The organism is Paenibacillus sp. FSL L8-0644 (assembly GCF_038008165.1).
Lineage (GTDB): Bacteria > Bacillota > Bacilli > Paenibacillales > Paenibacillaceae > Paenibacillus > Paenibacillus polymyxa_D.
The window spans coordinates 4,455,895-4,480,832 of sequence record NZ_JBBOYN010000001.1 but is presented as its reverse complement, the minus strand read 5'-3'; the positions used below and the strand labels follow the sequence as shown (position 1 = coordinate 4,480,832).

Sequence of the window (24,938 nt, the reverse complement as noted above, 5' to 3'; positions counted from 1 at the left end):
TAGATTATATACAGAGAAGGAAGGGTTCCACATGGAAAAGGTATTATGCGAAGGAACGACGATCTGCTATGCCGAACAGGGAAAAGGAGATCCGATCATTTTATTGCACGGATTTTGCGGAAGCTCCTCCTATTGGGATGAGGTTGTTCCCTTGCTGTCCCCAAGCTATCGTTGTATTGTTCCAGACTTGCGTGGACACGGACGCAGCGATGCTCCACTAGGAGCCTATACGATTGATCAAATGGCAGATGATGTGCTTAAACTTCAAGAACAATTGGACATCCCTCAGGCTGCCTGGTTTGGTCACTCCCTAGGAGGCTATTTAGCCCTTTCGGCAGTGCAGAGACATGCAGAGCGCCTTACAGCCTTTGGACTGATTCATTCCACAGCTTATGCAGATACGGACGAAGGTAAAGAAAAGCGTAACAAGGCTGTATCTACCATCCAAACGGAGGGGATTACCAACTTTGTAGATGGACTCGTACCGGGACTGTTTGCTCCTGATCATGTGGAGTCGATGTCCAGCCAATTACTTAAAGTCAAAGAAATTGGCTACAAAACACCTCCGCAAGGAGCTGTAGGAGCATCATTGGCTATGCGCGAGCGTCCTGACCGACGGGATGTGTTGTCGGCTTCTGCCTTGCCAGCTCTTTTAGTAGCGGGGGAGCAGGATCAGGCGGTTCCTCCAGCGCGGACGTTTACAACAGATCGGGCCGGAGTAACTCAGGTTACCCTGCCGGAAGCAGGTCACATGAGCCTGTTTGAGGCACCGGAGCTATTAGCTAATGCTATCTTGGCGTTTTTGGAGCAAAACTTGAAAAAGTAGACTAAGGTAAGCCCAAAAACCGGAACCCTTTGATGTGATCGTCAGAAGGTTCCGGTTTCTTGTATGCAAATTGTTTTTAGATGTGGTCACTATACATTCAGTTTATTTGAATTTTGCTGACTTGTTGTATCATATCGGTTAATGTGCAGAATACCTAAGTCATATTATTTTTGTTCAAGGCAAACGCCGTCGGCAAACCATCAATACTCTCTAAACTTTTCTCGTATGCATACTTTTTAAGTACTTCTTCGCCCATCTGAATCGCCACGTCCTTCAGCTTTTCCCGTTCGCTCGTGTAAGTCATGAAGGGAACTGCAAAACCACATGAATCCTGCACCATATGAACATCAACTACTATGATTTGTCTTGCTCCAGGAAGTGGATTAAAGAGAGGATACAGCTCATTCCAACGCTTTGTATTGGGCAACACGACTGTGCCAGTACCATAGAGTCTTAATACACTGGGCTCGCCTTCAAATGCACAGAACATGATGGTTACCCGTCCGTTCTCTATAATGTGCGCACTTGTTTCGTTGCCACTTCCCGACAAGTCGAGATAGGCTACCTCCTGATCTGACAAAATACGAAAGGAATCATATCCCTTGGGGGAAATATTCACATGCCCCGTCTCGGATATCGGTGCTGATCCTACAAAGAAAATATGCTGTCGCTGTATGAACTCTTTATATTCCGGTAGTATCGCACTGAATTTTTTTCCCATACTTAAACGTCCTCCCCTGTAAAATATCAATGCATAATTTTGTTTCGAATGAAAATAAATATTTTATTTTATTATATGAATCAATAAATAATAAAGATTATTTTTGTTTCGTATGAAACAAAAATAACACGAGACTAACGGAGAATCAATATCAAATTTTCAAATACTCTATTTCGTTAGTCCATGATCGGCTACAAAACACTGTACTAACGGAATGTTACGTGCCATACGTGATTTCTGAGTGTCGAATCTTTGATGCTATAAAGTATTTGTAATTGTGTTAAATGAAATTGCGGCATGGCGGTGGCATTTGGCTTTTAGACAAGGATGTCATACAATCAGAAGACAGAAGTTTCTGGTTGTCTAGGCACCGGGATGAAAGGAAGGGAACGGCTTGCTTAGAAAAGACTATTTGCTCAGTATGATGGAAGAATTGACATCCGCAGTAGCATCGGTGCTCGGTCTTAGGCGCGAAAATAAACACATCGAAGCGCTGAAACAGCTAGATGACCTGCTCAACAAGCAGTTTCGTCTTCGTTCAGATCTGCTCAGACGATTGCCGCCGGAACAAATTATTGAGCTTTTCCGATTGGGCCCTGGAATTGAAGCGGATAAGCTTCAGCAGGTGGCTCGCATTTTGGAGGAAGAAGCCGCGATTTACCTGGAAACCAGCAGAACAGACGAAGGTATACGAATCTTGATGAAATCTCTTCATTTATATTTGTACAGCGATACGAATGGCGCGACTCGTGATCTGCAGGTCCTGCCTGAACGAATAGCGTGTATCGTGAAGCTGGTGCGCGAATATGAGCTCCCCCCTGAAACCAGCAAGCTGCTGGCTGTTCATTACGAGCGAGAAAACAGGTTGGACGAAGCCGCCGATGTCTGGTTTGGATTGGCATGGGAGCAGCCAGAGCTGCTAGCGGAAGCGGAGACGTTTTATAGTCAATTACTGGATAAGACCAATGCAGAGCTGGAGCTGGGTGGAATTTCACGCCAGGAAGTCACCGAGGGTTTGACCGAGATCACCCAATTACATGAAAGAAAGTGAGATGTACCTTTTGGATTCACTGCGCGAACTTATATACCAATTGACCACGGGAGGATCCCTCATAACAGCGACGCTGAGTCAGCTTCGCAAACGGGAGGATGCTTCTTTTACTAAAGTACAAATTAAACCTGTAGAATTGAAAAACAAACTGCATTACCAGTTTGCTTTTCATTACAGCAACAAAGTCATTCATGAAAATCTGACCCCTGACGAAGCTAACGAGCGTATGACTGCCTTGTTTGAGGACACGTTCCGCCAAGGACTTTTATGCGCCAAGGATGCAGACTACCAAGTGCTGATCAGTAAAAAATATAAAGTATCCATTCTGACAAAGTCACCGAGCAAAAGTAAAGCGGACCTGTCTCATAATCGCAAAAAGCAATATGTGCTCGAAGAAGGGGAACGAATTCCTTTCCTGATTGAGCTGGGGATTATGAATGAGGATGGTAAGGTACTGGCCCGCAAGTATGATAAGTTTCGTCAAATTAACCGGTTTCTCGAAATGGTGCAGGATGTATTACCTAGCCTTCCGGTAGGCCGCCCATTGACGATTGTGGATTTTGGCTGTGGCAAATCGTATTTGACCTTTGCGCTGTATCACTATTTGGCTGTACAGCAAAAGCGACCATTGCAGATCGTTGGTTTGGACTTGAAGGCAGATGTCATTGAAGCCTGTAATGTTCTGGCTCAAAAGCTGCAATATCGACAGTTGGAGTTTCTGGTCGGTGATATCGCAGACTATAACGAACTGGAACAGGTGGATATGGTTGTTACCTTGCACGCTTGTGATACTGCAACAGATGCGGCGCTGGAAAAGGCTGTTCGCTGGGGTGCTTCCGTCATTTTGTCGGTTCCGTGTTGCCAGCATGAGCTGTTTAACCAACTGGAAAATCCGGTATTGGAGCCGTTGCTTTCCCACGGCATTTTAAAGGAGCGTTTTTCTGCACTGGCAACGGATGGAATCCGGGCCAAACTGCTGGATATGATGGGATATCGGACACAGCTATTGGAATTTATCGACATGGAGCATACACCTAAAAATATTCTGATTCGTGCCGTCAAAGGGCAAGCGGGAGAACAATCCGTTCTGTGGCGTGAATACACAGCATTTCGGGATTTTATTCATGCTGATCCTTATTTGGAACGCGCTTGTGCGGACTTGCTTCCCGAAGGAGCGGGGAAAAAGCAGACACATAGCTAGGAATATAGTAAAAGTGGAGCCACTGCGGGGTGGCTCCACTTTTTTGTAGTTCACAGTTCATGATTGCAGTACGCAAACATCTATCCGCCATAGGCATTTCTAAAAGCGGTGCACAAGACATCGCGATCCACCTTCCACAATGCCGCGAGCTCCTCGCTGACATCTTCATCCCACCAGTCGCACAGTAGTTTGCGATTACTATGGTTTTCCGCAATCCAGATAAGGTGTCCGACGACCTTGCGGCAGTATAGTTCTTCGCCCTGCTTGACCAGATCAGGAGCAATGTGAACAGGCAGACGTTTGCAGGTTCGATACAACTCTTTGGTACATGCGCGGCGGATACCACGAGCCGTGGGTAATCGGGATTGTGAATTGTCATGTTTGGGGAATTTGCCGGGAGGCATATTGTACCCCCTCCTCTCTCTCACAACTTATGCGGGCAGAGGATCCGGGGTCACTGACTTCCCTTTTTGGACGAAGTGGCGACTTGTTCTGCCGCTGTGATACACTAAATGAAAATAGAGAAACAGGCAGGGAGTGGGAAGAGAGATGGACCAAATATCTAGTATCATTAATTATTTGTTTGAGATCATTCGTAGTCTTGGGTATTTTGGTATTATGCTAGGCTTGATGGTGGAGGTCATTCCAAGTGAGATAGTCCTCGCTTATGGCGGTTTTTTAGTGTCCTCGGGTCATATTAATTTTTTTGGCGCAGTCGTGTTTGGAACGATTGGCGGGGTGCTGGCCCAGTTGTTCATTTACTGGATTGGACGCTATGGTGGCAGACCCGTTTTAGATAAGTATGGGAAATACATACTCATCAAAAAAAGTCATGTTGACCACGCTGAAGCCTGGTTCAATAAATATGGCACAGGGGTCATTTTTACAGCTCGCTTTATCCCTGTTGTTCGTCACGCGATCTCAATCCCTGCCGGGTTGGCTCGAATGAACGTATGGCGCTTTATTATTTTGACAACGCTGGCGATTATACCTTGGTCTGTTTTGTTTATATATTTAGGTATGCTGTTGGGAGACAAGTGGGAACAAATTGACGAAGTGGCAGCACCTTACATCAAACCGATTTTGCTGGTTGCTCTTGCGCTCTTGATCATTTATTTTGTTATCAAATGGATTGTAGCCAAAAACAAAAAAGGAAGTGTATAACATGAGCCGTACTAACGTATCGCAATATTTCGGAAAGGGCTTGAGTCCTGAACAATTTATGGAGGGCATGGAAAAGAACAAAGAAGCCTTCCGCTCTGGATACGATCAGTTTGTGTGGAGCAGCGAAGAGGATCGGGAGTTTTTTGAAAGCCTGAACCATCGTGATGATCTGCGTGTGCTTATATTGGCTGCCGACTGGTGTGGGGATGTAGTACGCAATGTGCCAGTTGTGTTCCGCGCGTTGGAGAATAGCGGGATTCCAACCGAAGTATTGATTCTGGAAAATCATCAGGCGCTGATGGACGACTTCCTGACAATGGGCGGACGTGCTGTGCCGATTGTGATTTTTGCGGATACGGGAGGTCATGTACTTGGCCACTGGGGACCACGCCCTGCACATGTTCAACAAATTATGATCGCATTCAAACGTGAAAATCCAGATCGGGAAGCCGATGATTATCAAGAAAAAATCGCAGTTGCTCGTAAAGAAATGGCTGGAAAATATGGGGAGGGAACCGAGGTCCATCCTGTAATTGTTCAGGAATTACGCGAGCTGATCTCGGGATTTTAACTTATGACATTATCTATTCGCAGTTTTAATCTCGGCCCGCTCCAGACGAATGCTTATTTGCTTCAAGGAGATGATCCGAAGCGCGCTGTTATTATTGATCCAGGGATGAATCCGGGTCCTTTGCTGAGAGCCATTGAGCCACTGACGATTGAAGCTATCCTGCTGACGCATGCCCATTTTGACCATATCGGAGGAGTAGAGGAGATTCGCAATGCCAAAGGCTGCCCGGTTTATCTGCACGCCTTGGAGCAAGACTGGCTTACATCTCCTAAGCTGAATGGCTCCTTGATGTGGCCAGAGGCATCCCCTCCGATCTCGACGGAACCAGCCGAATATGACTTGGCAGAAGGTCAACAATTGAACTTGATCGGTCACACGTTCCGGGTTTTCCATACTCCGGGCCATTCACCCGGAAGTGTCAGCTTTTTATGCGGCAAAGATCTTTTTTCCGGGGATGTGCTATTTCGTCAGGGCGTTGGACGCACGGATCTGGCGGGCGGCCGCGAACGGGATCTATACGATTCTATTCAGAACAAATTGTTTCCACTCGGAGATGACGTTACAGTCTATTCCGGTCACGGTCCCAAAACGTCCATCGGTTATGAGAAAGCTAACAATCCGTATATCCGGTAAATGTGATGAATGTTTTCAGTAGGGGCAAAATCAAAGGTGTGACAGGTTTTGCCCCATTTCGACAACAAATTATAAATTATGTATAGACAAAGGTTTTTATTTTTGTTAACATAAATTTATTGAAGTTACATACTAAACTCGCGAAGCACGCAAGCTGTGGATGAATCCCGGTTTGCGTTCTTTTTTTTGCCCATTAAGAGGATAAAGAGGCATGAGGCCGTCAGATCACAAGGGGGAGCAAGAATGAAAAGAAAACATATATATGGGGTACAACGTGAGATTGGAGGTAGTTTCCGGGTTCCCAATATAATAGATATTGAAGATTCTGTGGCAGATTCCGAGCCGAAGATCATAACTTGGAAAAAGGTGAAACGACGGGGCGGAATCCCTACACAAAACTGGCATGTGAGGCTGAATGAACACAGGTTGGGACGTGGAGACGGTCGATTATGAAGATACATAGATGATATAGACAAGCTACTTTTTTTTTAGTAGACTTAGCAGATAAGTTCAGACAAACGGGGGGGCTAACGATGCATCATTTAGGAGCTAGAATTATGATCGTCGCGGATGCTTTTGAGCAGAATCTTCCTGTGGGCGAACATGGTTATATCATTGCTTACGACCGTAATGCGGACAATGCTTTTGACTATGTCATTCGCGTACCGAAGGTGAACCGCAATTTTTTTGTACCATCCGGAGACATCGAGCTGGAAGAGAGTATTCTCAAGCTGGAAGCCGAGCGGATTGAGCGTGAAGCGCTGATAGATTACGCCCTTGCTACCCATAATGAGCAACTGTTCATGCATGTGATGAACGGTGGTATTGATTCGGTAGAGACTGAGGAAGAAGAAACCGCGGCGGAGTTGTTGTCACAGGCTGATTTTATCAGACAAGTCAATTTGCGTGCTTGGATATAGAAGTCGGCTACGGTCGATTCTTTTTAAGAATATATAAAGGGCACAATCTCAGCTCCTATAGTTTTCACGAAAGAGCACCGAAAGGTGCTTTTTTTATATTCTTTTAGCAACATTTACCTCATCGAAGTGCAGTTTGCTTCTGTACCGCGTCAAAGATTGAATTGTAAAGGGTTCTATCCTATAATTAAAAACGTTATTTCAAAGTTCGGTGCAGCATTTTTTAATATCAGGATTTTGCAAAATTCGATTTCAGTCGCTTATTGGGATTTTTTGCAAAATCCTCATATACATGAGGAGGGTTTTGTATGAACATTTCCACGGAAGATGTCCGTCACGTAGCCAAGCTGTCCAGGTTGAATCTGACCGCGGCTGAGGAAGAAACGATGACAGGACAATTAAACGCCATTCTCCATTATGCGGAGAAGCTGAATGAGCTGGATACGGAGCAGGTAAAACCGACCACTCATGTGCTGCACGTCAGCAATGTCATGCGAGACGACGAAGTTCGCGAAAGTTTGACACATGAGCAAGTGATGCGCAATGCACCTGAAGAAGAAGACGGACAGTTTAAGGTTCCTGCTGTTCTGGAATAGATCTCATATTTGAAAGGAGGATGCAAATTGAGCTTGTTCAATAACACATTGCCCGAGATACATAACAAGCTGCATCAAAAGGAAATTTCCGTGAGTGATCTGGTAGGACACGCTCTGGAGACAATTGGTGCGCGGGAAGACAAGATCAGAGCTTATATTACCGTTGACGAGGAACAGGCCCGTGCATCCGCACGTCAGCTGGATGATCAACTGATTTCCGGGGAGGAAAGAGGGTTGTTGTTTGGCCTGCCAGTTGGCATTAAGGATAATATTGTGACAGAAGGGCTGCGTACAACATGTGGCAGTCAGTTTTTGAAAAATTTTGATCCCGTTTACGATGCCACAGTTGTTAGCAAGTTACGCGCAGCGCAAACCGTGACACTCGGTAAAATGAACATGGACGAATTCGCCATGGGCGGCTCTAACGAGAACTCCAGCTTTTTCCCTGCACGTAACCCTTGGGATTTAGAACGTGTTCCCGGTGGTTCCAGTGGCGGCTCGGCTGCGGCTGTTGCAGCGGGTGAGGCTTATTTCACGCTTGGCTCGGATACAGGGGGTTCCATTCGCCAGCCCGCTTCTTACTGCGGAGTAGTTGGCCTGAAACCAACCTATGGTCTAGTATCCCGTTTTGGACTGGTGGCTTTTGCCTCCTCTTTAGACCAAATTGGACCCATTACTAAAAATGTTCAGGATTCGGCCTATGTCCTACAAGCCATTGCAGGTTATGACCAGAAGGACTCCACTTCTGCAAAGGTAGACATTCCTGATTATTTGAACGCTTTAACCGGGGATGTAAAAGGACTACGTATCGCTGTGCCTAAAGAGTATCTTGGTGAGGGCGTCGATCCTCAGGTCAAGGAGAAGGTGCTGGATGCACTGAAAACGCTGGAAGGATTGGGCGCTGTATGGGAAGAGGTATCTCTTCCACACACGGAATATGCGGTTGCGACATACTACCTGCTGGCTTCATCCGAAGCATCGTCCAATCTGGCCCGCTTTGACGGTGTGCGCTATGGTGTGCGCGCTGACAATCCAGATAACCTGCTTGATCTGTACCATCAGTCCCGTACGCAAGGGTTTGGTCCTGAGGTGAAGCGTCGGATTATGCTCGGTACCTATGCACTCAGCTCCGGGTACTACGATGCTTATTATTTGAAAGCTCAAAAAGTGCGCACACTGATTAAACAGGATTTTGATCGTGTATTTGAACAATATGATGTGATTATCGGACCTACTGCACCGACAACTGCTTTCAAAATCGGCTCGCAAGTGGACGATCCATTAACAATGTATTTGAACGATATTTTGACGATTCCGGTGAGCTTGGCTGGTGTGCCAGCCATTAGCATTCCGTGTGGTCTAGCGGATGGAATGCCAGTCGGACTACAAATCATCGGAAAAGCCTTTGACGAGTCTTCCGTGCTACGCGTAGCTCATGCTTTTGAACAAAATACCGAATTTCACAAGCAGCGTCCGCAGCTGTAATTTGCCAAAAAGGAGGGAACCTATTCATGTCTACAACTACATCCAAGTATGAGACGGTCATCGGACTTGAAGTGCACGTGGAATTGCATACGAAGTCTAAAATATTCTGTGGATGCTCGACATCCTTCGGAGCACCACCCAACTCTCATACATGTCCGGTCTGTCTCGGTCATCCAGGGGTATTGCCGGTATTGAACCGTCAGGCCGTTGATTATGCGATGAAAGCAGCAATGGCGCTGAATTGCACCATTGCTGATGTGAGCAAGTTTGACCGCAAGAACTATTTTTACCCCGATTCACCTAAGGCTTACCAAATCTCACAATACGATCAACCCATTGGCGAAAATGGCTGGATTGATATTGAAGTGAATGGTGAGACAAAGCGTATCGGTATTACCCGACTGCATCTGGAAGAGGACGCAGGGAAATTAACACATGTTGATGGTGGCTACGCATCTTTGGTCGATTTTAACCGGGTCGGTACACCATTGGTCGAGATCGTTTCGGAGCCGGAAATATCTTCGCCGGAAGAAGCCAAGGCCTATCTCGAAAAAATACGTGCCATTATGCAGTATTGTGACGTATCCGATGTGAAGATGGAGGAAGGATCACTTCGCTGCGACGCGAATATCAGTCTTCGTCCGCATGGACAAAAAGAGCTGGGAACTAAAGCGGAACTGAAAAACATGAACTCCTTCCGTGGCGTACAGCGCGGACTGGAATATGAGCAGTTCCGGCAGGAGCAGACGCTGGACGAAGGCGGAACGATTGTACAGGAGACACGTCGTTGGGATGAAGCACAAGGTAAAACTTTATCCATGCGTGGTAAAGAACAGGCCCATGACTATCGTTATTTCCCAGACCCGGATCTGGTTACACTGCATATAGATGAGGAATGGAAAGAGCGCATCCGTGCTTCGATTCCTGAATTGCCTGACCAGCGTAAAGCACGCTACACTTCCGAATATGGATTACCTGAGTATGATGCCCAGGTGATTACGTCCTCCAAGCCATTGGCCGATTTGTTCGAGGATAGCCTTCAATTCACCAAGGATGCCAAAGCAGTATCCAACTGGATTATGGGGGATCTACTCGGTTATTTGAACAGCGCCGGTGTTGAACTGTCGCAGGTTAAATTGACCGGTCGGGGCTTGGGTGAAATGATCGGACTGCTGGAGAAGGGAACGATCAATAGCAAAATCGCTAAAACGGTCTTCAAGGAAATGCTGGAAAGTGATAAACTGCCACAGCAAATTGTCGAAGAAAAAGGGCTTGTACAAATCAGTGATGAGGGTGCGATCCTTACAATTGTCGAACAAGTTGTAGCAGCTAACCCGCAATCAGTTGAGGATTACAAAGCTGGCAAGCAAAAGGCCATCGGCTTCCTAGTCGGTCAAGTGATGAAGGAGAGCAAGGGGAAGGCAAACCCTGGCCTTGCTAATAAGTTGCTGACGGAAGTGCTGAACCGCTAATGGCATAGATTTGACTGGGGCTTGTCTTTTAGGGACAGGCCCCTTTTGCATAGCCGCTAAGAATGGTTGGCGCGAACAAGCTTTAGAACCTGATGGCATTTTATGAGTTTCCTTAGGAGGGAAAACAGCATGGTTACCCTATGTTCATTGGAAGATGATGATATCGTCAGTCAGATATGGCGTCTACAGCATGTTGCCTATAGGCTGGAAGCTGAGCTGATTGGGTTTGATGAAATTCCTCCACTGATGGATACATTGGATACGCTGAGAAGCTGTGGAGAGTCTTTTTATGGGTGGCTGGAGGACGGTGAATTGCTAGGAGCACTGGCTGTGCAGTCCGAATCGCCCGATTCGCTTACCCTTACACGTATGATGGTTCACCCAGATCATTTTCGTAAAGGCATTGCAGATTCTTTAATGAAGCATGTTTTGAATGAATATCAAAATATCCCGTTGTTTATCGTCTCTACAGGAACTCTAAATACTCCTGCGGTGGCGTTATATCGAAAACATGGCTTTCGTCCCGTATCTGCGGCTGAGGTCGCTCCAGGCGTGGAATTAACTACCTACCATCTGCATAAGGTGGAATAGCATTGAGGTATCAAATTGACATTAAAAATGCACATAAGCCCACAAACCGCGCACCCGGAGTGGGAAGCACGACATAACCGGGAGGAGAGACTCGAATGAATAATCCGTGGATTATAGACGATTCACATATCATTTTACGGCTTTTACTGTCCATGCTTCTCGGTGGATTCATTGGATTTGAACGCGAGCGTTCCAATCACGCAGCTGGTTTGAGGACTCATATTATGGTCAGCCTTGGTTCGACGCTGATTATGCTACTCTCCATTTACGGCTTTGCCGATTTTATTAAAGAAGCTAATGTACGCATAGATCCCGCTCGTTTGGCTACCGCTGTGATCACTGGCGTAGGCTTTTTGGGTGCAGGAACGATTATGTTCACAGGTAAATCCATTACCGGACTAACGACTGCGGCTTCCATTTGGGTCGTGGCTGCTATTGGCCTTGGGGTCGGAGCAGGGTTTTATTTCCCATCTATAGCGGCGACAGTGCTCGTATTTTTAAATTTATGGGTGTTTAACAAAGTTGAACTTCGGTATATGCGTGGACGCAAGCGCCATCTTATTACATTGTACGGATTGGCCTCTCACGGATTGCTGGATCAGATTTCGACTTATTTAGAGCAAGAAAAAGTGGAAATACGTAAAATAATGATTAAAGAACATGAAAATGTCCCATTTCACGAATTACATCCAGATCGGCAGAGTATGGAGGTTTCCCTAGAGGTGCTGGCCCGTCATGATTTTAATCCTGTACGTATTGCAGCAGATTTACGACAATGGGAAGATATAGCTGCAGTCTCTGTTGAGTAATAGGGTACCTTTTTTTAACAGTTACTCTTAAATCTGATTGGGGTACTATGTAAGCATTGAAATGTTTTTCAGCGGAACCACGCATGGGATTCAAAGGGGAGGATGGCATGAACTCGGAACAACCGTTACCGTCTGGAGAGGCTGGACAGCTACAAGCATCGGAACAGCTGGAACAACCCAGACAGGGGAAGCGTCTAAAATACGCTAAATTTCGCAAAGTGATTGCCATTATCATGGCGGCATTGTTACCCGGACTGGGACATCTTTTTTTAGGACTGTTTATCAGGGGGCTTAGTTTTATTGTATTGCTCCTGCTAGATATTTTTGCGATGCTGTATGTTTCCTCTGACGGCTTAAGGATCAACATTCCATTACTTATTTTGCTTGGATTGTTCATACCTGTTTTATATTTTTATAATGTATATGATGTCTTACAGTCTGCAGATTATATGGTTCGCTATCGACGTAAGCCTGATCGTTATGTACGAATGGATGCTAGAGGCCAGCAAAGTAGTCCTTTTTATGCGTGGGAGAGAGGCTTTGCTTTTGCTGTGCTGATGGTGGCAGGCGGTGGGCTTATGATTTTGTTTCGCATGAAACCTCGCTGGTTGAGCAATTTCTTTGAGGATTATGGATTCCTTACGCTGGCTATTTTATTAATGATGATCGGTTTATTCCTTTTTCTAAGGGAAGCCTTTCTGACCTTTAAGCGTAAAAAGTTGAAAGAAAGAGGGTGAAGCTGGCGTGCACCGTAAAATAAGAGTCGGGCGCTACACCTCTTCGCTTCTGTTGATGGCTGTAGGCATTTTGCTTATTGTAGATGTGTTTCAAAATACTGAATATATGCTTCAACTCCTCGTTTGGTGGCCCGTAATCTTCGTGCTTTGGGGACTGGAGTATCTAATTTTTTTTGCTGTGTACTTTCGGAAAGAAGGCAAGTCTGACAATGGAAGGCGATTCAGACCTGACCTAAAGGGGATTCTGTCCGCTTTGGTAGTGGCAGCCTCGGTTTTTATCGTGACCCAGCAAAATCATTATATGTATCTGTGGAATCGGGTCAGTCTCAATCTGACGTCAGCCTCTATGGATTTTAGCCAGGCTAAAGAGAATCGGTATGATATGGGTGGTGTGCTGGTACCTGTAACTATGCAGACGTCCGATTTAATAGTTGATTCAGTTAATGGTGATGTAACACTGATCAGACGACCTGTGTCCAATATAGAGGTACGAGGGACTCTATGGGTGGATCAAGCGCCTGCTGCCGAAGCGGACAAGATTGCTCAAGCTTCTTCACTGACTTCTACCGACGGCAAGACTATCCAGATTCGTCCGGAGGCACAGTCATACGGAGCATCAAGCAAACGTCAGCCCCGTGTGAACATGCTGATCACCGTGCCTGAGGACCGACGGTTCAATATGCAGATTAGAACCTCCAACGGGAATATTACCTTGAATGGAGTTGATGCTATTGACAGCATTAGACTCGAGAGCGGTAATGGAAATCTCATCGTTAATGACGCTATCGGCAATGTCAAGGGAGGCACGCTGAACGGTCAGGTTAAATTGCATCGGATTTCTGGAGATGTGGATGTGCGCACGAACCGAGGCGACATGCAGGCAGGCGATATTGAGGGAGCTGTCACACTACATACCATGGTAGGTGACATTCAGCTTGCTCGTTCGGAAGGAGATATCACTGTTGATACTCAGAATGGGGACATGAATGTGTTGAATTCTACAGCCAAGCTGAATGCTAATTCGCTTAATGGCTCTATCAAAGTGCATAGCGAACAGGTGAGCGGAGATTGGAAAATATACAGTGCTGTCGGTGATATCGTATTGGATCTTCCGTCGAATGGAGATTTTCAGTTAGAGGGTTCAAGCAGTTATGGTAATCTTCAATCCGATTTTCCATTTAAAATAGACAGTAAAAGTATTTCAGGCCAAAACGGGACAGGCAAGTATGCGATCAACGTGGAGGGCAACAGTAATTTAACCATTAAAAAGTTACTGATGCCGTCGTTACCCGACTTGGAAGATTCCGGGGGTACGACTGCGCCCGATACATCTGAAATCTCTCCGGCTGAACCTAGAGCTCCCGAGACCGATACCTCTATAGGAGCATCCGGCGACAATACGGCGCGTTGACAAGAAACTTGAGTAGACCGTACAATGTGAGTAGGTTTAGAAGTAAGTTGTAAATAGATGCGTGGTAATTGATAGGATCGTAAGTAAGGGATAAGGCGGTGGACATATATGGCAGCACGCGTCCAGCATGCTTTGGAACTTCTAAAGAAGACAGGTGTACGCATAACACCCCAGCGTCATGCCATATTAAACTATTTGATGGAAACCATGGGGCATCCGACTGCAGATGAAATATATCGAGCGCTTGAGTCCAAGTTTCCAAGTATGAGTGTGGCTACGGTTTATAATAACTTAAAGATGTTTATAGAAGCGGGTATGGTACATGAGTTGACCTATGGAGATAACGCCAGTCGTTATGATGCCAATATTTCGGAGCACTATCACATCATTTGCGAAAAATGCGGAAAAATTGAAGATTTCAGTTATCCCTATTTGGCTGATGTGGAACGTCATGCTGCGTTGGAAACAGGCTTCGAAGTGCATGGACATCGTATGGAGTTACACGGAGTATGCAAAACTTGTAGTAACAAACAAACGTAACGAAACAAGGAATAGAGTTTTTTTGTGCGGTATGTATATATTGTAATGGATTGGAAACGTGAGCAATTCTCCGTAAGCGGGGATTTACCGCGTTTTTTTGTTTAAATCACTTTACTTTTGTTTCAAGTAATCTGTTGAGGTTACAAAATACGGAATTCAAAGTTCATACAATGGAGGTTCAATATTGGCCAGAAATCATTCCAGACGCCGCCGTAAACGTTCACGATTCAAAGGAGCGGCAAGCCTGCTATTATTTGCAGCGATTATATGCGCAATTACTGTCGTATGGTTTGGTAATCCCCTTCATGAGAAACCCGATTGGCAGGGCAGTGTCCGTCCTATTTTTATGCAGGGCAAGTTGACTGGGTATGAAGCTCAAAGCTCCGGCAAGAACATGCTGATGCCGCTTAAATTGGTGCAAAGTCAAATTGATCCTTCGGTTCGCTATGAGGATGACAGCCAAACCGTCATTATGGCGACGAGACAAAGCTTGCTCTATATGAAGGTTTCGAAGGCACAAGGGGAATTGAATGGTAAAACATATGCGCTGAGCGCAGCCCCCCAGGTGATCAGTGGAGAGGTATATATCCCGATAGAGGCTGTACGTGAAGTATACGGCGTTTCTATACACGAAGACTCTGTAACGGGTGCCGTTATCTTGATGAAGGCCGGCGAGAAGGTCAGGCTGGGTAATGTAGAAAAGAAGGATGGGCAACAGGATGCTAGAATTGCCTTACGTAAAGAAGCCTCTAGCCTATCTTTTATTTTGACAGATGTACCTCAGCGGACGAAAGTACGTATCTGGTCCCAACAGGGTGATTGGTATTTTGTGCAGTTAGACAATGGCTATGCAGGATACATTAAATCAGACCATATCGCTGAAGGAGAAGAGCTTGTGATTCCTTCGGTTAAGGACGATTTGTCCATATCGGAGAAGCATTGGGAGGGTAGACCAGTGAATCTCGCTTGGGAAGCCGTCTATAATCGCAAGCCCGATCCTTCCAAGTTTGATCCTATGCCTGGAGTAAATGTGGTGAGCCCTACGTGGTTCAGTGTCGTCGATCATGAGGGCACTGTAGAAAGCAAAGCGGATCCTTCTTATGTCAGCTGGGCACATCGCAAGGGTATGGAGGTTTGGGGGTTGTTGAGCAACAGTTTTAATCCCGAACTAACAACAGAAGCTTTGTCTACCTTTGAACGTCGAAAGTCGATTGTAGATCAGATGATTTCACTTGCTCAACAAAATGATCTGGACGGTATTAATATCGACTTTGAAAATGTTCATACAAAGGATGGCCCCAATGTCACCCAATTTTTGCGTGAACTTAAACCGATGGCTCGGGAACATGATTTGATACTGTCCATTGATGTTACGCCTAAATCTCAAAGTGAGATGTGGTCTGTTTTTTTGGATCGAAAAGCATTGGGGACTATAACAGATTATCTCATGGTAATGGCGTATGATGAGCATTGGGCGGCTAGTCCAAAAGCTGGTTCCGTCGCCTCGTTACCATGGACGGAAGCGTCAATTAAGCGAATTATTCGGGAAGATGAAGTGCCGTCTCAAAAAGTGGTTTTAGGTATTCCGTTATATACTCGCGTGTGGTCCGAGACTCCCAAAGAAGGGAAGATTAAGGTCACCTCCAAATCACTTGGTATGGAGTCAGCAGCCAATATCATAGCCCAATTTAAGTTGAAGCCCAAGTTTAGAGCTTCCGAAGGCCAGAATTATGTCGAGTATACAGAAGACGGCGTAGTCAAAAAGATTTGGCTGGAGGATCAGGTATCTCTGAAGGCAAGAGTAGAACTTGCCAAATCGCTGAAGCTCGGAGGAATTGGTGTGTGGAATCGAAGCTTTGCAGATAAAGACGCTTGGATAACACTGAAAAAAATAAGTGAATAAGATAAAAAAATTTACAATTGAAGAAGGAAGTTTCTTATTTATGTAGAAATGATCACATGTATCCAAATATCCAATTTGCGGTCATAGCCGCCTTGCAGGTATGGAGGGAGAAGTGCAGCTAACCAAATTAAACCTGATATATGATGAATTGTTGCAGGAGGATTCGATAGGTATTATTTCGTACAGAAAACCGGGAGAGTATTTTCACGGTTCGATGTTGTATGACTTTGATGAACTCATTCTAATTATTGGAGAAGGCACCAAGCCAGTCCGTTCTATTCAACACTTATTTGTGAATGGTTTAAGATGCCAAGTGTTGTACGCAACGCTCAGTTGTCTGAAGGAATGGATTATAGCTGGTGAACAAGCCAACATTATAGATTATGTGCTAGAAGGGCGTATTGTCTGGGAAAGGGATGACAGGGTTCGTTTTTTAAGACAGGAAATTGTTGATTTTAACGATCCACTGCGGGAGCAGAAGCGATTTCATGAGTTCTCCCGCTTTCTGGTCAATTACGTTCATGGTAAAAGAGCGGTGCGAGAAGGGCGGATCATTGACGCTTATCAAAGTGTTCTGAAAGCATTGGATCATTGGGCATCTATTGAACTCATTGAACGGGGGATTTATCCAAAGGTTCACTTATGGGTTCAGGTACAGCCTCTGGATCGAACAATTGACAAACTGTATAACGAACTCACATTAAGTACGGAAACCTTGGAACAACGGGTTGAACTAGTACTGCTTGCTTGTGAATTTTCAGTTATGTCAAAAATGGAGGAGTGCTCCTCTCCGCTATTCCGTATATTAGGCAGCAGACGGGAACCTTGGTCTATAAATGAACTTATTAACCATCCTGAGCTAAAGAATCTCCAATTGGATCTTACCGTCGTGCTCCGTAAACTGGTATATCGATCACTTATTAGAGAAACAGCTGCCGGGGATTTTAGGGATCGCGGGCAAAATCGTGAACTGCGTTACTCTCTTATTTGATGTACAGGGGTTGATTTGTCAGGAAGAAAGGTTGTTAAACCGACTTTTCTTCCTTTTTTTGCACATGATCTAGTATTTATAAATAGTTAAAAAATATAAATTATTAATTTAGGTTGACGAGTATATAAAATATGTGATAAGTTATAACTCGCCCCATTAAGCAGCATGAATAGTTTTGAACTGTTTAAAGCAGGATAAACGTGTTGCATCAAGCGGAAAAAATAAGTTTTCAAAAAAAAGCTTGACGAAAAATGAGGTTATGTGTTACATTATTTAAGTCGCCGCTGAGACGCGGTGGTGAAACAAAGTAAGACGTTATGTAGGTTTGATCTTTGAAAACTGAACAACGAGTGAGTGAAACGATTTTGCTTGCAAAATCAAACAAGAGATATTTTTATCTCGTCAGTTTCAACATGAGCTTATCGCTCTTTCTATAAACCAACTTCGGTTGGTCTTTAATGGAGAGTTTGATCCTGGCTCAGGACGAACGCTGGCGGCGTGCCTAATACATGCAAGTCGAGCGGGGTTATTTAGAAGCTTGCTTCTAAATAACCTAGCGGCGGACGGGTGAGTAACACGTAGGCAACCTGCCCACAAGACAGGGATAACTACCGGAAACGGTAGCTAATACCCGATACATCCTTTTCCTGCATGGGAGAGGGAGGAAAGACGGAGCAATCTGTCACTTGTGGATGGGCCTGCGGCGCATTAGCTAGTTGGTGGGGTAAAGGCCTACCAAGGCGACGATGCGTAGCCGACCTGAGAGGGTGATCGGCCACACTGGGACTGAGACACGGCCCAGACTCCTACGGGAGGCAGCAGTAGGGAATCTTCCGCAATGGGCGAAAGCCTGACGGAGCAACGCCGCGTGAGTGATGAAGGTTTTCGGATCGTAAAGCTCTGTTGCCAGGGAAGAACGTCTTGTAGAGTAACTGCTACAAGAGTGACGGTACCTGAGAAGAAAGCCCCGGCTAACTACGTGCCAGCAGCCGCGGTAATACGTAGGGGGCAAGCGTTGTCCGGAATTATTGGGCGTAAAGCGCGCGCAGGCGGCTCTTTAAGTCTGGTGTTTAATCCCGAGGCTCAACTTCGGGTCGCACTGGAAACTGGGGAGCTTGAGTGCAGAAGAGGAGAGTGGAATTCCACGTGTAGCGGTGAAATGCGTAGAGATGTGGAGGAACACCAGTGGCGAAGGCGACTCTCTGGGCTGTAACTGACGCTGAGGCGCGAAAGCGTGGGGAGCAAACAGGATTAGATACCCTGGTAGTCCACGCCGTAAACGATGAATGCTAGGTGTTAGGGGTTTCGATACCCTTGGTGCCGAAGTTAACACATTAAGCATTCCGCCTGGGGAGTACGGTCGCAAGACTGAAACTCAAAGGAATTGACGGGGACCCGCACAAGCAGTGGAGTATGTGGTTTAATTCGAAGCAACGCGAAGAACCTTACCAGGTCTTGACATCCCTCTGACCGGTCTAGAGATAGACCTTTCCTTCGGGACAGAGGAGACAGGTGGTGCATGGTTGTCGTCAGCTCGTGTCGTGAGATGTTGGGTTAAGTCCCGCAACGAGCGCAACCCTTATGCTTAGTTGCCAGCAGGTCAAGCTGGGCACTCTAAGCAGACTGCCGGTGACAAACCGGAGGAAGGTGGGGATGACGTCAAATCATCATGCCCCTTATGACCTGGGCTACACACGTACTACAATGGCCGGTACAACGGGAAGCGAAGCCGCGAGGTGGAGCCAATCCTAGAAAAGCCGGTCTCAGTTCGGATTGTAGGCTGCAACTCGCCTACATGAAGTCGGAATTGCTAGTAATCGCGGATCAGCATGCCGCGGTGAATACGTTCCCGGGTCTTGTACACACCGCCCGTCACACCACGAGAGTTTACAACACCCGAAGTCGGTGGGGTAACCCGCAAGGGAGCCAGCCGCCGAAGGTGGGGTAGATGATTGGGGTGAAGTCGTAACAAGGTAGCCGTATCGGAAGGTGCGGCTGGATCACCTCCTTTCTATGGAGAATCGTTTCCTGCGATGGAAACATTCAAATTAGCAGGTACATGTACCTGCGACCGGATATTCAATTCGGTTCATCACATTCATGTGAATGAAATGAATATCCTGAACTTACTCACTCGTTGCTCAGTTTTGAGAGCTCAAACTCTCAAGCTTCGACGAATACTTCATTCACACATTCGTGTGGAACCGAAATATTCATCGGGTTTCGCTTCGATGAAGCGAATTGCACCTTGAAAACTGGATACCGAAACGAAATTGCGTTTTAGAATATTCCTTTAAGCTGATCTTGTGTAAACAAGTGAAATAAAGGTAGCAGGTAAGGAAAGATCTTTTGCCTTTGGCAAAAATCATTTCTTATCGAACATCGACATTTTCTTTCTTTGAAAGAAAAGTCTAGGTTAAGCTACAAAGAGCACACGGAGGATGCCTAGGCGCCAGGAGCCGACGAAGGACGTGGCGAACAACGATAAGGCCTCGGGGAGCTGTAAGCAAGCTTTGATCCGGGGATGTCCGAATGGGGAAACCCGGCTGTCTTCATCGACAGTCACTTTCTGCTGAATACATAGGCAGAATAGAGGCAGACCAGGGGAACTGAAACATCTAAGTACCCTGAGGAAGAGAAAACAATAGTGATTCCGTCAGTAGCGGCGAGCGAACGCGGATTAGCCCAAACCAAGGAGCTTGCTCCTTGGGGTTGTGGGACGTCTCACATGGAGTTACAAAGGAACCGGTTAGATGAAGAGGTCTGGAAAGGCCCGCCAGAGAAGGTAAAAGCCCTGTAGTTCAAAACTTGTTCCCTTCGAGACGGATCCCGAGTAGTGCGGGGCACGTGAAACCCCGTATGAATCCGGCAGGACCATCTGCCAAGGCTAAATACTCCCTGGCGACCGATAGTGAAGCAGTACCGTGAGGGAAAGGTGAAAAGCACCCCGGAAGGGGAGTGAAATAGATCCTGAAACCGTGTGCTTACAAGAAGTCAGAGCCCGATCTATGGGTGATGGCGTGCCTTTTGTAGAATGAACCGGCGAGTTACGTTCCCGTGCAAGGTTAAGGTGAAGAGCTGAAGCCGCAGCGAAAGCGAGTCTGAATAGGGCGAATGAGTACGTGGACGTAGACCCGAAACCGGGTGATCTACCCCTGTCCAGGGTGAAGGTGCGGTAACACGCACTGGAGGCCCGAACCCACGCATGTTGAAAAATGCGGGGATGAGGTGGGGGTAGCGGAGAAATTCCAATCGAACCCGGAGATAGCTGGTTCTCCCCGAAATAGCTTTAGGGCTAGCCTCGGAAAGAAGAATCGTGGAGGTAGAGCACTGATTGGGTGCGGGGCCCGCAAGGGTTACCAAGCTCAGTCAAACTCCGAATGCCATAGATTTAGTTCCGGGAGTCAGACAGTGAGTGCTAAGATCCATTGTCGAAAGGGAAACAGCCCAGACCATCAGCTAAGGTCCCCAAGTGTGTGTTAAGTGGGAAAGGATGTGGAGTTGCACAGACAACCAGGATGTTGGCTTAGAAGCAGCCACCATTGAAAGAGTGCGTAATAGCTCACTGGTCGAGTGACTCTGCGCCGAAAATGTAACGGGGCTAAACACACCACCGAAGCTATGGCTTGATGCTTGCATCAGGGGTAGGGGAGCGTTGAATGCGGGTTGAAGGTGTACCGTAAGGAGCGCTGGACTGCATTCAAGTGAGAATGCCGGTATGAGTAACGAAAAGATCTGTGAGAATCAGATCCGCCGAAAGCCTAAGGGTTCCTGAGGAAGGTTCGTCCGCTCAGGGTAAGTCGGGACCTAAGGCGAGGCCGATAGGCGTAGTCGAAGGACAACAGGTCGAAATTCCTGTACCACCGTAATCCGTTATGAGCGATGGGGTGACGCAGTAGGGTAGTGACGCGGACGGATGGATGTCCGTCTAAGCAGTGAGGCTGGTGTGTAGGCAAATCCGCACATCGTTAAGGCTGGGCTGTAATGGGGAGCGAAAATTGTAGTAGCGAAGGTCATGATCTCAGACTGCCAAGAAAAGCCTCTAGCCAGGAGAAGGTGCCCGTACCGCAAACCGACACAGGTAGGCGAGAAGAGAATTCTAAGGCGCGCGGAAGAACTCTCGTTAAGGAACTCGGCAAAATGACCCCGTAACTTCGGGAGAAGGGGTGCCTCGGTAGGGTGAATAGCCCGAGGGGGCCGCAGTGAAAAGGCCCAAGCGACTGTTTAGCAAAAACACAGGTCTGTGCGAAGCCGCAAGGCGAAGTATACGGGCTGACGCCTGCCCGGTGCTGGAAGGTTAAGGGGAGTGGTAAGCCCTTCGGGGCGAAGCTATGAACCGAAGCCCCAGTAAACGGCGGCCGTAACTATAACGGTCCTAAGGTAGCGAAATTCCTTGTCAGGTAAATTCTGACCCGCACGAATGGCGTAACGACTTGGGCGCTGTCTCAACGAGAGATCCGGTGAAATTTTAATACCTGTGAAGATGCAGGTTACCCGCGACAAGACGGAAAGACCCCATGGAGCTTTACTGCAGCTTGATATTGAATTTGGGTACGATCTGTACAGGATAGGTGGGAGCCGTCGAACTTTGAGCGCCAGCTTGAAGGGAGGCATCCTTGGGATACCACCCTGATCGTATCTAGGTTCTAACTTGGTACCGTGAACCGGTGCGAGGACAGTGTCAGGTGGGCAGTTTGACTGGGGCGGTCGCCTCCTAAAGAGTAACGGAGGCGCCCCAAGGTTCCCTCAGAATGGTTGGAAATCATTCGAAGAGTGCAAAGGCAGAAGGGAGCTTGACTGCGAGACCTACAAGTCGAGCAGGGACGAAAGTCGGGCTTAGTGATCCGGTGGTACCGCATGGAAGGGCCATCGCTCAACGGATAAAAGCTACCCTGGGGATAACAGGCTTATCTCCCCCAAGAGTCCACATCGACGGGGAGGTTTGGCACCTCGATGTCGGCTCATCGCATCCTGGGGCTGAAGTAGGTCCCAAGGGTTGGGCTGTTCGCCCATTAAAGCGGTACGCGAGCTGGGTTCAGAACGTCGTGAGACAGTTCGGTCCCTATCTGTCGTGGGCGTAGGAAATTTGAGAGGAGCTGTCCTTAGTACGAGAGGACCGGGATGGACGTACCGCTGGTGTACCAGTTGTTCCGCCAGGAGCACCGCTGGGTAGCTATGTACGGAAGGGATAAGCGCTGAAAGCATCTAAGCGTGAAGCCCCCCTCAAGATGAGATTTCCCAATTAGTAAGACCCCTTGAAGACGACGAGGTAGATAGGTTGGGGGTGGAAGTGCAGTAATGCATGGAGCTGACCAATACTAATCGGTCGAGGGCTTATCCTAAGATAAAGCGCAATGAGTTTCGGATCCAGTTTTCAGGGTGTAACCTTGAAACAAATGCTTAATATTCCCTGATAGCTCAGTTGGTAGAGCACTCGACTGTTAATCGAGTTGTCACAGGTTCGAGTCCTGTTCGGGGAGCCATATGGAGAGGTGTCCGAGTTGGCCGAAGGAGCACGATTGGAAATCGTGTAGGCGCCAAAAGCGTCTCGAGGGTTCGAATCCCTCTCTCTCCGCCATAATTCATTTGTAGCATGGCCCGTTGGTCAAGGGGTTAAGACACCTCCCTTTCACGGAGGTAACAGGGGTTCGAATCCCCTACGGGTCATAAAAATATCATAAAAAAACTTGCAATAAAAATTTTATTATGGTATAATATGAAAAGTGTTTCGGTGTGGAGGCTTAGCTCAGCTGGGAGAGCATCTGCCTTACAAGCAGAGGGTCGGGGGTTCGAGCCCCTCAGCCTCCATCATTTGAAAATTTAATATTTATTATTGTCGCGGGGTGGAGCAGTTCGGTAGCTCGTCGGGCTCATAACCCGAAGGTCGCAGGTTCAAATCCTGCCCCCGCAACCAATTAAAAATTATTATGGAACTGTGGTGTAGAGGCCTAACATGCCTGCCTGTCACGCAGGAGATCGCGGGTTCGAATCCCGTCAGTTCCGCCATTAGTATTATAACGTGTAATGAAGAGCCTTATTATAAGGCTCGGTAGCTCAGTCGGTAGAGCAGAGGACTGAAAATCCTCGTGTCGGCGGTTCGATTCCGTCCCGAGCCACTTTTAATTGAATATTTTATGTGCCGGTGTAGCTCAACTGGTAGAGCAACTGACTTGTAATCAGTAGGTTGGGGGTTCAAGTCCTCTCGCCGGCACCATTTTTGGAGGATTAGCGAAGTGGCCAAACGCATCAGACTGTAAATCTGCTCCCTTACGGGTTCGGTGGTTCGAATCCATCATCCTCCACCAGTTTTATAGGGGCATAGTTTAAAGGTAGAACAACGGTCTCCAAAACCGTTGGTGTGGGTTCAATTCCTGCTGCCCCTGCCAATTATTCATTACTTGCGGCGGTCGTGGCGAAGTGGTTAACGCACCGGACTGTGACTCCGGCATTCGTGGGTTCAAGCCCCATCGGCCGCCCTTTACTTATTGGGGATTAGCCAAGCGGTAAGGCAACGGACTTTGACTCCGTCATGCATAGGTTCAAATCCTATATCCCCAGCCATCTTTATGCGGACGTGGCTCAGCGGTAGAGCATCGCCTTGCCAAGGCGAGGGTCGCGGGTTCGATTCCCGTCGTCCGCTTTGTTACACTCTGGCGCCATAGCCAAGTGGTAAGGCAAAGCTCTGCAAAAGCTTTATTCCCCAGTTCAAATCTGGGTGGCGCCTCCATAATTGAATACGCCGGCGTGGCGGAATGGCAGACGCGCTCGACTCAAAATCGAGTGGGAAACCGTGGAGGTTCGAGTCCTCTCGCCGGTATTAACTAAAAGAGTTCATTAGAGACATTCTCTAGTGAGCTTTTTTTATTTGAGCTTTAGTACCCCACTCATTGCTTGAGCTGAAGACACCTTTGAGTTGTATTCCAAATGCGAATAAATATTTGCCGTTGTTGCATAATCGCTGTGGCCTAACCATTCCTGAACTTCTTTCATGCTTACCCCTAATACATCTACATAAATATACTCCAGGTATTCAAGACAATAAGAATTGTCAGAAGATAAGCGATAGGATTCCTGTTATTCCTACATACGAATCAGAAGCTCATAGAACGTGTCCACCAGTGGCAGATTACCGGATAGAGTAGCCGCTTTTACTCTTACAGCATATCTTCGTTTTCAACCGCGAGTGCTTGTCCTTCCATATGATAATTCTTCCTGGCTTCCTGAAGCAAGATTTCGGCTCTTTTCTTGGTTCCTTTTATCTTAAGCCCCGTAGGGATCCATTTTGGTTATCGTTTACCATTCTCATCTTTACAGTTAGG

At 46.9% G+C, this 24,938-nt stretch carries 21 protein-coding genes, 15 tRNA genes and 2 rRNA genes; 35 read left to right on the top strand and 3 right to left on the bottom strand.

Annotation, left to right across the window (positions count from 1 at the left end):
- The first annotated feature begins 31 nt into the window (after window positions 1-31).
- Complete coding sequence (locus NSS94_RS20480; protein ID WP_029517180.1) at window positions 32-826, top strand: alpha/beta fold hydrolase; 795 nt, start codon at window positions 32-34, stop codon at window positions 824-826.
- A 154-nt stretch (window positions 827-980) separates the two neighbouring features.
- Here the strand turns inward: NSS94_RS20480 and NSS94_RS20475 are convergent, their stop codons facing one another.
- Window positions 981-1,547 carry a pyridoxamine 5'-phosphate oxidase family protein gene (locus tag NSS94_RS20475; RefSeq protein WP_069011999.1) on the bottom strand — a complete coding sequence of 189 codons (567 nt, stop codon included), beginning with the start codon at window positions 1,545-1,547 and terminating at the stop codon, window positions 981-983.
- A gap of 394 nt (window positions 1,548-1,941) precedes the next feature.
- On the opposite strand from NSS94_RS20475, the gene NSS94_RS20470 reads away from it, so the two are divergent.
- Together NSS94_RS20470 and NSS94_RS20465 are read left to right on the top strand one after the other, a co-directional pair.
- Window positions 1,942-2,598 carry a DUF6483 family protein gene (locus NSS94_RS20470; RefSeq protein WP_069012001.1) on the top strand — a complete coding sequence of 219 codons (657 nt, stop codon included), beginning with the start codon at window positions 1,942-1,944 and terminating at the stop codon, window positions 2,596-2,598.
- Window positions 2,585-3,799, top strand: coding sequence for a class I SAM-dependent methyltransferase (locus tag NSS94_RS20465; protein WP_029517183.1), 1,215 nt, complete (start codon window positions 2,585-2,587; stop codon window positions 3,797-3,799). The genes NSS94_RS20470 and NSS94_RS20465 overlap by 14 nt, the downstream gene beginning before the upstream one ends.
- An 80-nt stretch (window positions 3,800-3,879) precedes the next feature.
- Here NSS94_RS20465 and NSS94_RS20460 read toward each other — a convergent pair whose 3' ends face one another.
- Window positions 3,880-4,203, bottom strand: a complete 324-nt coding sequence (locus NSS94_RS20460) for a hypothetical protein (protein WP_029517184.1) — start codon at window positions 4,201-4,203, stop codon at window positions 3,880-3,882.
- Window positions 4,204-4,348: 145 nt separating this feature from the next.
- On the opposite strand from NSS94_RS20460, the gene NSS94_RS20455 reads away from it, so the two are divergent.
- The 32 genes from NSS94_RS20455 to NSS94_RS20300 all read left to right on the top strand — a co-directional run bounded on the left by NSS94_RS20455 (window position 4,349) and on the right by NSS94_RS20300 (window position 24,436).
- On the top strand, window positions 4,349-4,963 hold the full coding sequence (locus NSS94_RS20455; protein ID WP_029517185.1) for a DedA family protein: 615 nt from the start codon (window positions 4,349-4,351) through the stop codon (window positions 4,961-4,963).
- 1 nt (window position 4,964) lies between these two features.
- Window positions 4,965-5,534, top strand: coding sequence for a thioredoxin family protein (locus tag NSS94_RS20450; RefSeq protein ID WP_029517186.1), 570 nt, complete (start codon window positions 4,965-4,967; stop codon window positions 5,532-5,534).
- A 3-nt stretch (window positions 5,535-5,537) separates the two neighbouring features.
- A complete protein-coding gene (locus NSS94_RS20445; protein WP_341039998.1) occupies window positions 5,538-6,167 on the top strand; it encodes an MBL fold metallo-hydrolase in 630 nt (209 codons plus the stop codon).
- 243 nt (window positions 6,168-6,410) lie between these two features.
- Complete coding sequence (locus NSS94_RS20440; RefSeq protein ID WP_069012007.1) at window positions 6,411-6,620, top strand: hypothetical protein; 210 nt, start codon at window positions 6,411-6,413, stop codon at window positions 6,618-6,620.
- A gap of 80 nt (window positions 6,621-6,700) precedes the next feature.
- Window positions 6,701-7,087, top strand: coding sequence for a hypothetical protein (locus NSS94_RS20435; protein WP_025675434.1), 387 nt, complete (start codon window positions 6,701-6,703; stop codon window positions 7,085-7,087).
- 305 nt (window positions 7,088-7,392) lie between these two features.
- The gene (gatC, locus tag NSS94_RS20430; protein ID WP_013311910.1) at window positions 7,393-7,680 is read left to right on the top strand and encodes an Asp-tRNA(Asn)/Glu-tRNA(Gln) amidotransferase subunit GatC; all 288 of its coding nucleotides are present in this window, start codon (window positions 7,393-7,395) and stop codon (window positions 7,678-7,680) included.
- Between the two features lie 27 nt (window positions 7,681-7,707).
- Window positions 7,708-9,165, top strand: coding sequence for an Asp-tRNA(Asn)/Glu-tRNA(Gln) amidotransferase subunit GatA (gene gatA, locus NSS94_RS20425; RefSeq protein WP_340933161.1), 1,458 nt, complete (start codon window positions 7,708-7,710; stop codon window positions 9,163-9,165).
- Window positions 9,166-9,191: 26 nt separating this feature from the next.
- On the top strand, window positions 9,192-10,637 hold the full coding sequence (gene gatB / locus NSS94_RS20420) for an Asp-tRNA(Asn)/Glu-tRNA(Gln) amidotransferase subunit GatB (protein WP_013311908.1): 1,446 nt from the start codon (window positions 9,192-9,194) through the stop codon (window positions 10,635-10,637).
- Between the two features lie 129 nt (window positions 10,638-10,766).
- Window positions 10,767-11,228: a GNAT family N-acetyltransferase gene (locus tag NSS94_RS20415; RefSeq protein WP_029517189.1), complete on the top strand. Its 462-nt coding sequence runs from the start codon at window positions 10,767-10,769 to the stop codon at window positions 11,226-11,228.
- A gap of 95 nt (window positions 11,229-11,323) precedes the next feature.
- A complete protein-coding gene (locus NSS94_RS20410; RefSeq protein WP_029517190.1) occupies window positions 11,324-12,037 on the top strand; it encodes an MgtC/SapB family protein in 714 nt (237 codons plus the stop codon).
- 83 nt (window positions 12,038-12,120) lie between these two features.
- Entirely contained in the window at window positions 12,121-12,774 is a 654-nt protein-coding gene (locus NSS94_RS20405; RefSeq protein ID WP_029517191.1) for a hypothetical protein, read from the top strand.
- Between the two features lie 7 nt (window positions 12,775-12,781).
- Window positions 12,782-14,185 (top strand): DUF4097 family beta strand repeat-containing protein, encoded by a 1,404-nt coding sequence (locus NSS94_RS20400; protein ID WP_029517192.1) that lies wholly within the window; start codon window positions 12,782-12,784, stop codon window positions 14,183-14,185.
- 108 nt (window positions 14,186-14,293) lie between these two features.
- Window positions 14,294-14,725, top strand: coding sequence for a Fur family transcriptional regulator (locus NSS94_RS20395; RefSeq protein ID WP_029517193.1), 432 nt, complete (start codon window positions 14,294-14,296; stop codon window positions 14,723-14,725).
- Window positions 14,726-14,909: 184 nt separating this feature from the next.
- On the top strand, window positions 14,910-16,628 hold the full coding sequence (locus tag NSS94_RS20390) for a glycosyl hydrolase family 18 protein (protein ID WP_069012010.1): 1,719 nt from the start codon (window positions 14,910-14,912) through the stop codon (window positions 16,626-16,628).
- Window positions 16,629-16,740: 112 nt separating this feature from the next.
- A complete protein-coding gene (locus NSS94_RS20385) occupies window positions 16,741-17,619 on the top strand; it encodes a nucleotidyltransferase-like protein (protein WP_341039997.1) in 879 nt (292 codons plus the stop codon).
- Window positions 17,620-18,074: 455 nt separating this feature from the next.
- Window positions 18,075-19,630: ribosomal RNA gene (locus tag NSS94_RS20380) — 16S ribosomal RNA — on the top strand.
- Window positions 19,631-20,033: 403 nt separating this feature from the next.
- Window positions 20,034-22,961: ribosomal RNA gene (locus tag NSS94_RS20375) — 23S ribosomal RNA — on the top strand.
- Together the 16S and 23S rRNA genes with 15 tRNA genes alongside form the textbook arrangement of a ribosomal RNA operon.
- A 65-nt stretch (window positions 22,962-23,026) precedes the next feature.
- Window positions 23,027-23,102, top strand: a tRNA-Asn gene (locus NSS94_RS20370).
- 3 nt (window positions 23,103-23,105) lie between these two features.
- Window positions 23,106-23,197: transfer RNA gene (locus tag NSS94_RS20365), tRNA-Ser, on the top strand.
- Window positions 23,198-23,214: 17 nt separating this feature from the next.
- A tRNA-Glu gene (locus NSS94_RS20360) sits at window positions 23,215-23,286 on the top strand.
- 68 nt (window positions 23,287-23,354) lie between these two features.
- Window positions 23,355-23,427, top strand: a tRNA-Val gene (locus NSS94_RS20355).
- A gap of 29 nt (window positions 23,428-23,456) precedes the next feature.
- Window positions 23,457-23,533: transfer RNA gene (locus NSS94_RS20350), tRNA-Met, on the top strand.
- Between the two features lie 15 nt (window positions 23,534-23,548).
- Window positions 23,549-23,625 (top strand) — tRNA-Asp (locus NSS94_RS20345).
- A 37-nt stretch (window positions 23,626-23,662) separates the two neighbouring features.
- Window positions 23,663-23,735: transfer RNA gene (locus NSS94_RS20340), tRNA-Phe, on the top strand.
- A 22-nt stretch (window positions 23,736-23,757) separates the two neighbouring features.
- Window positions 23,758-23,833 (top strand) — tRNA-Thr (locus tag NSS94_RS20335).
- 5 nt (window positions 23,834-23,838) lie between these two features.
- Window positions 23,839-23,924 (top strand) — tRNA-Tyr (locus NSS94_RS20330).
- 7 nt (window positions 23,925-23,931) lie between these two features.
- Window positions 23,932-24,005: transfer RNA gene (locus tag NSS94_RS20325), tRNA-Trp, on the top strand.
- Window positions 24,006-24,022: 17 nt separating this feature from the next.
- Window positions 24,023-24,095 (top strand) — tRNA-His (locus tag NSS94_RS20320).
- A gap of 10 nt (window positions 24,096-24,105) precedes the next feature.
- Window positions 24,106-24,180, top strand: a tRNA-Gln gene (locus tag NSS94_RS20315).
- Between the two features lie 7 nt (window positions 24,181-24,187).
- A tRNA-Gly gene (locus NSS94_RS20310) sits at window positions 24,188-24,259 on the top strand.
- Window positions 24,260-24,271: 12 nt separating this feature from the next.
- Window positions 24,272-24,346 (top strand) — tRNA-Cys (locus NSS94_RS20305).
- An 11-nt stretch (window positions 24,347-24,357) separates the two neighbouring features.
- A tRNA-Leu gene (locus NSS94_RS20300) sits at window positions 24,358-24,436 on the top strand.
- A gap of 44 nt (window positions 24,437-24,480) precedes the next feature.
- Here the strand turns inward: NSS94_RS20300 and NSS94_RS20295 are convergent.
- The gene (locus NSS94_RS20295; RefSeq protein WP_258012605.1) at window positions 24,481-24,609 is read right to left on the bottom strand and encodes a hypothetical protein; all 129 of its coding nucleotides are present in this window, start codon (window positions 24,607-24,609) and stop codon (window positions 24,481-24,483) included.
- Between the last annotated feature and the right edge of the window lie 329 nt (window positions 24,610-24,938).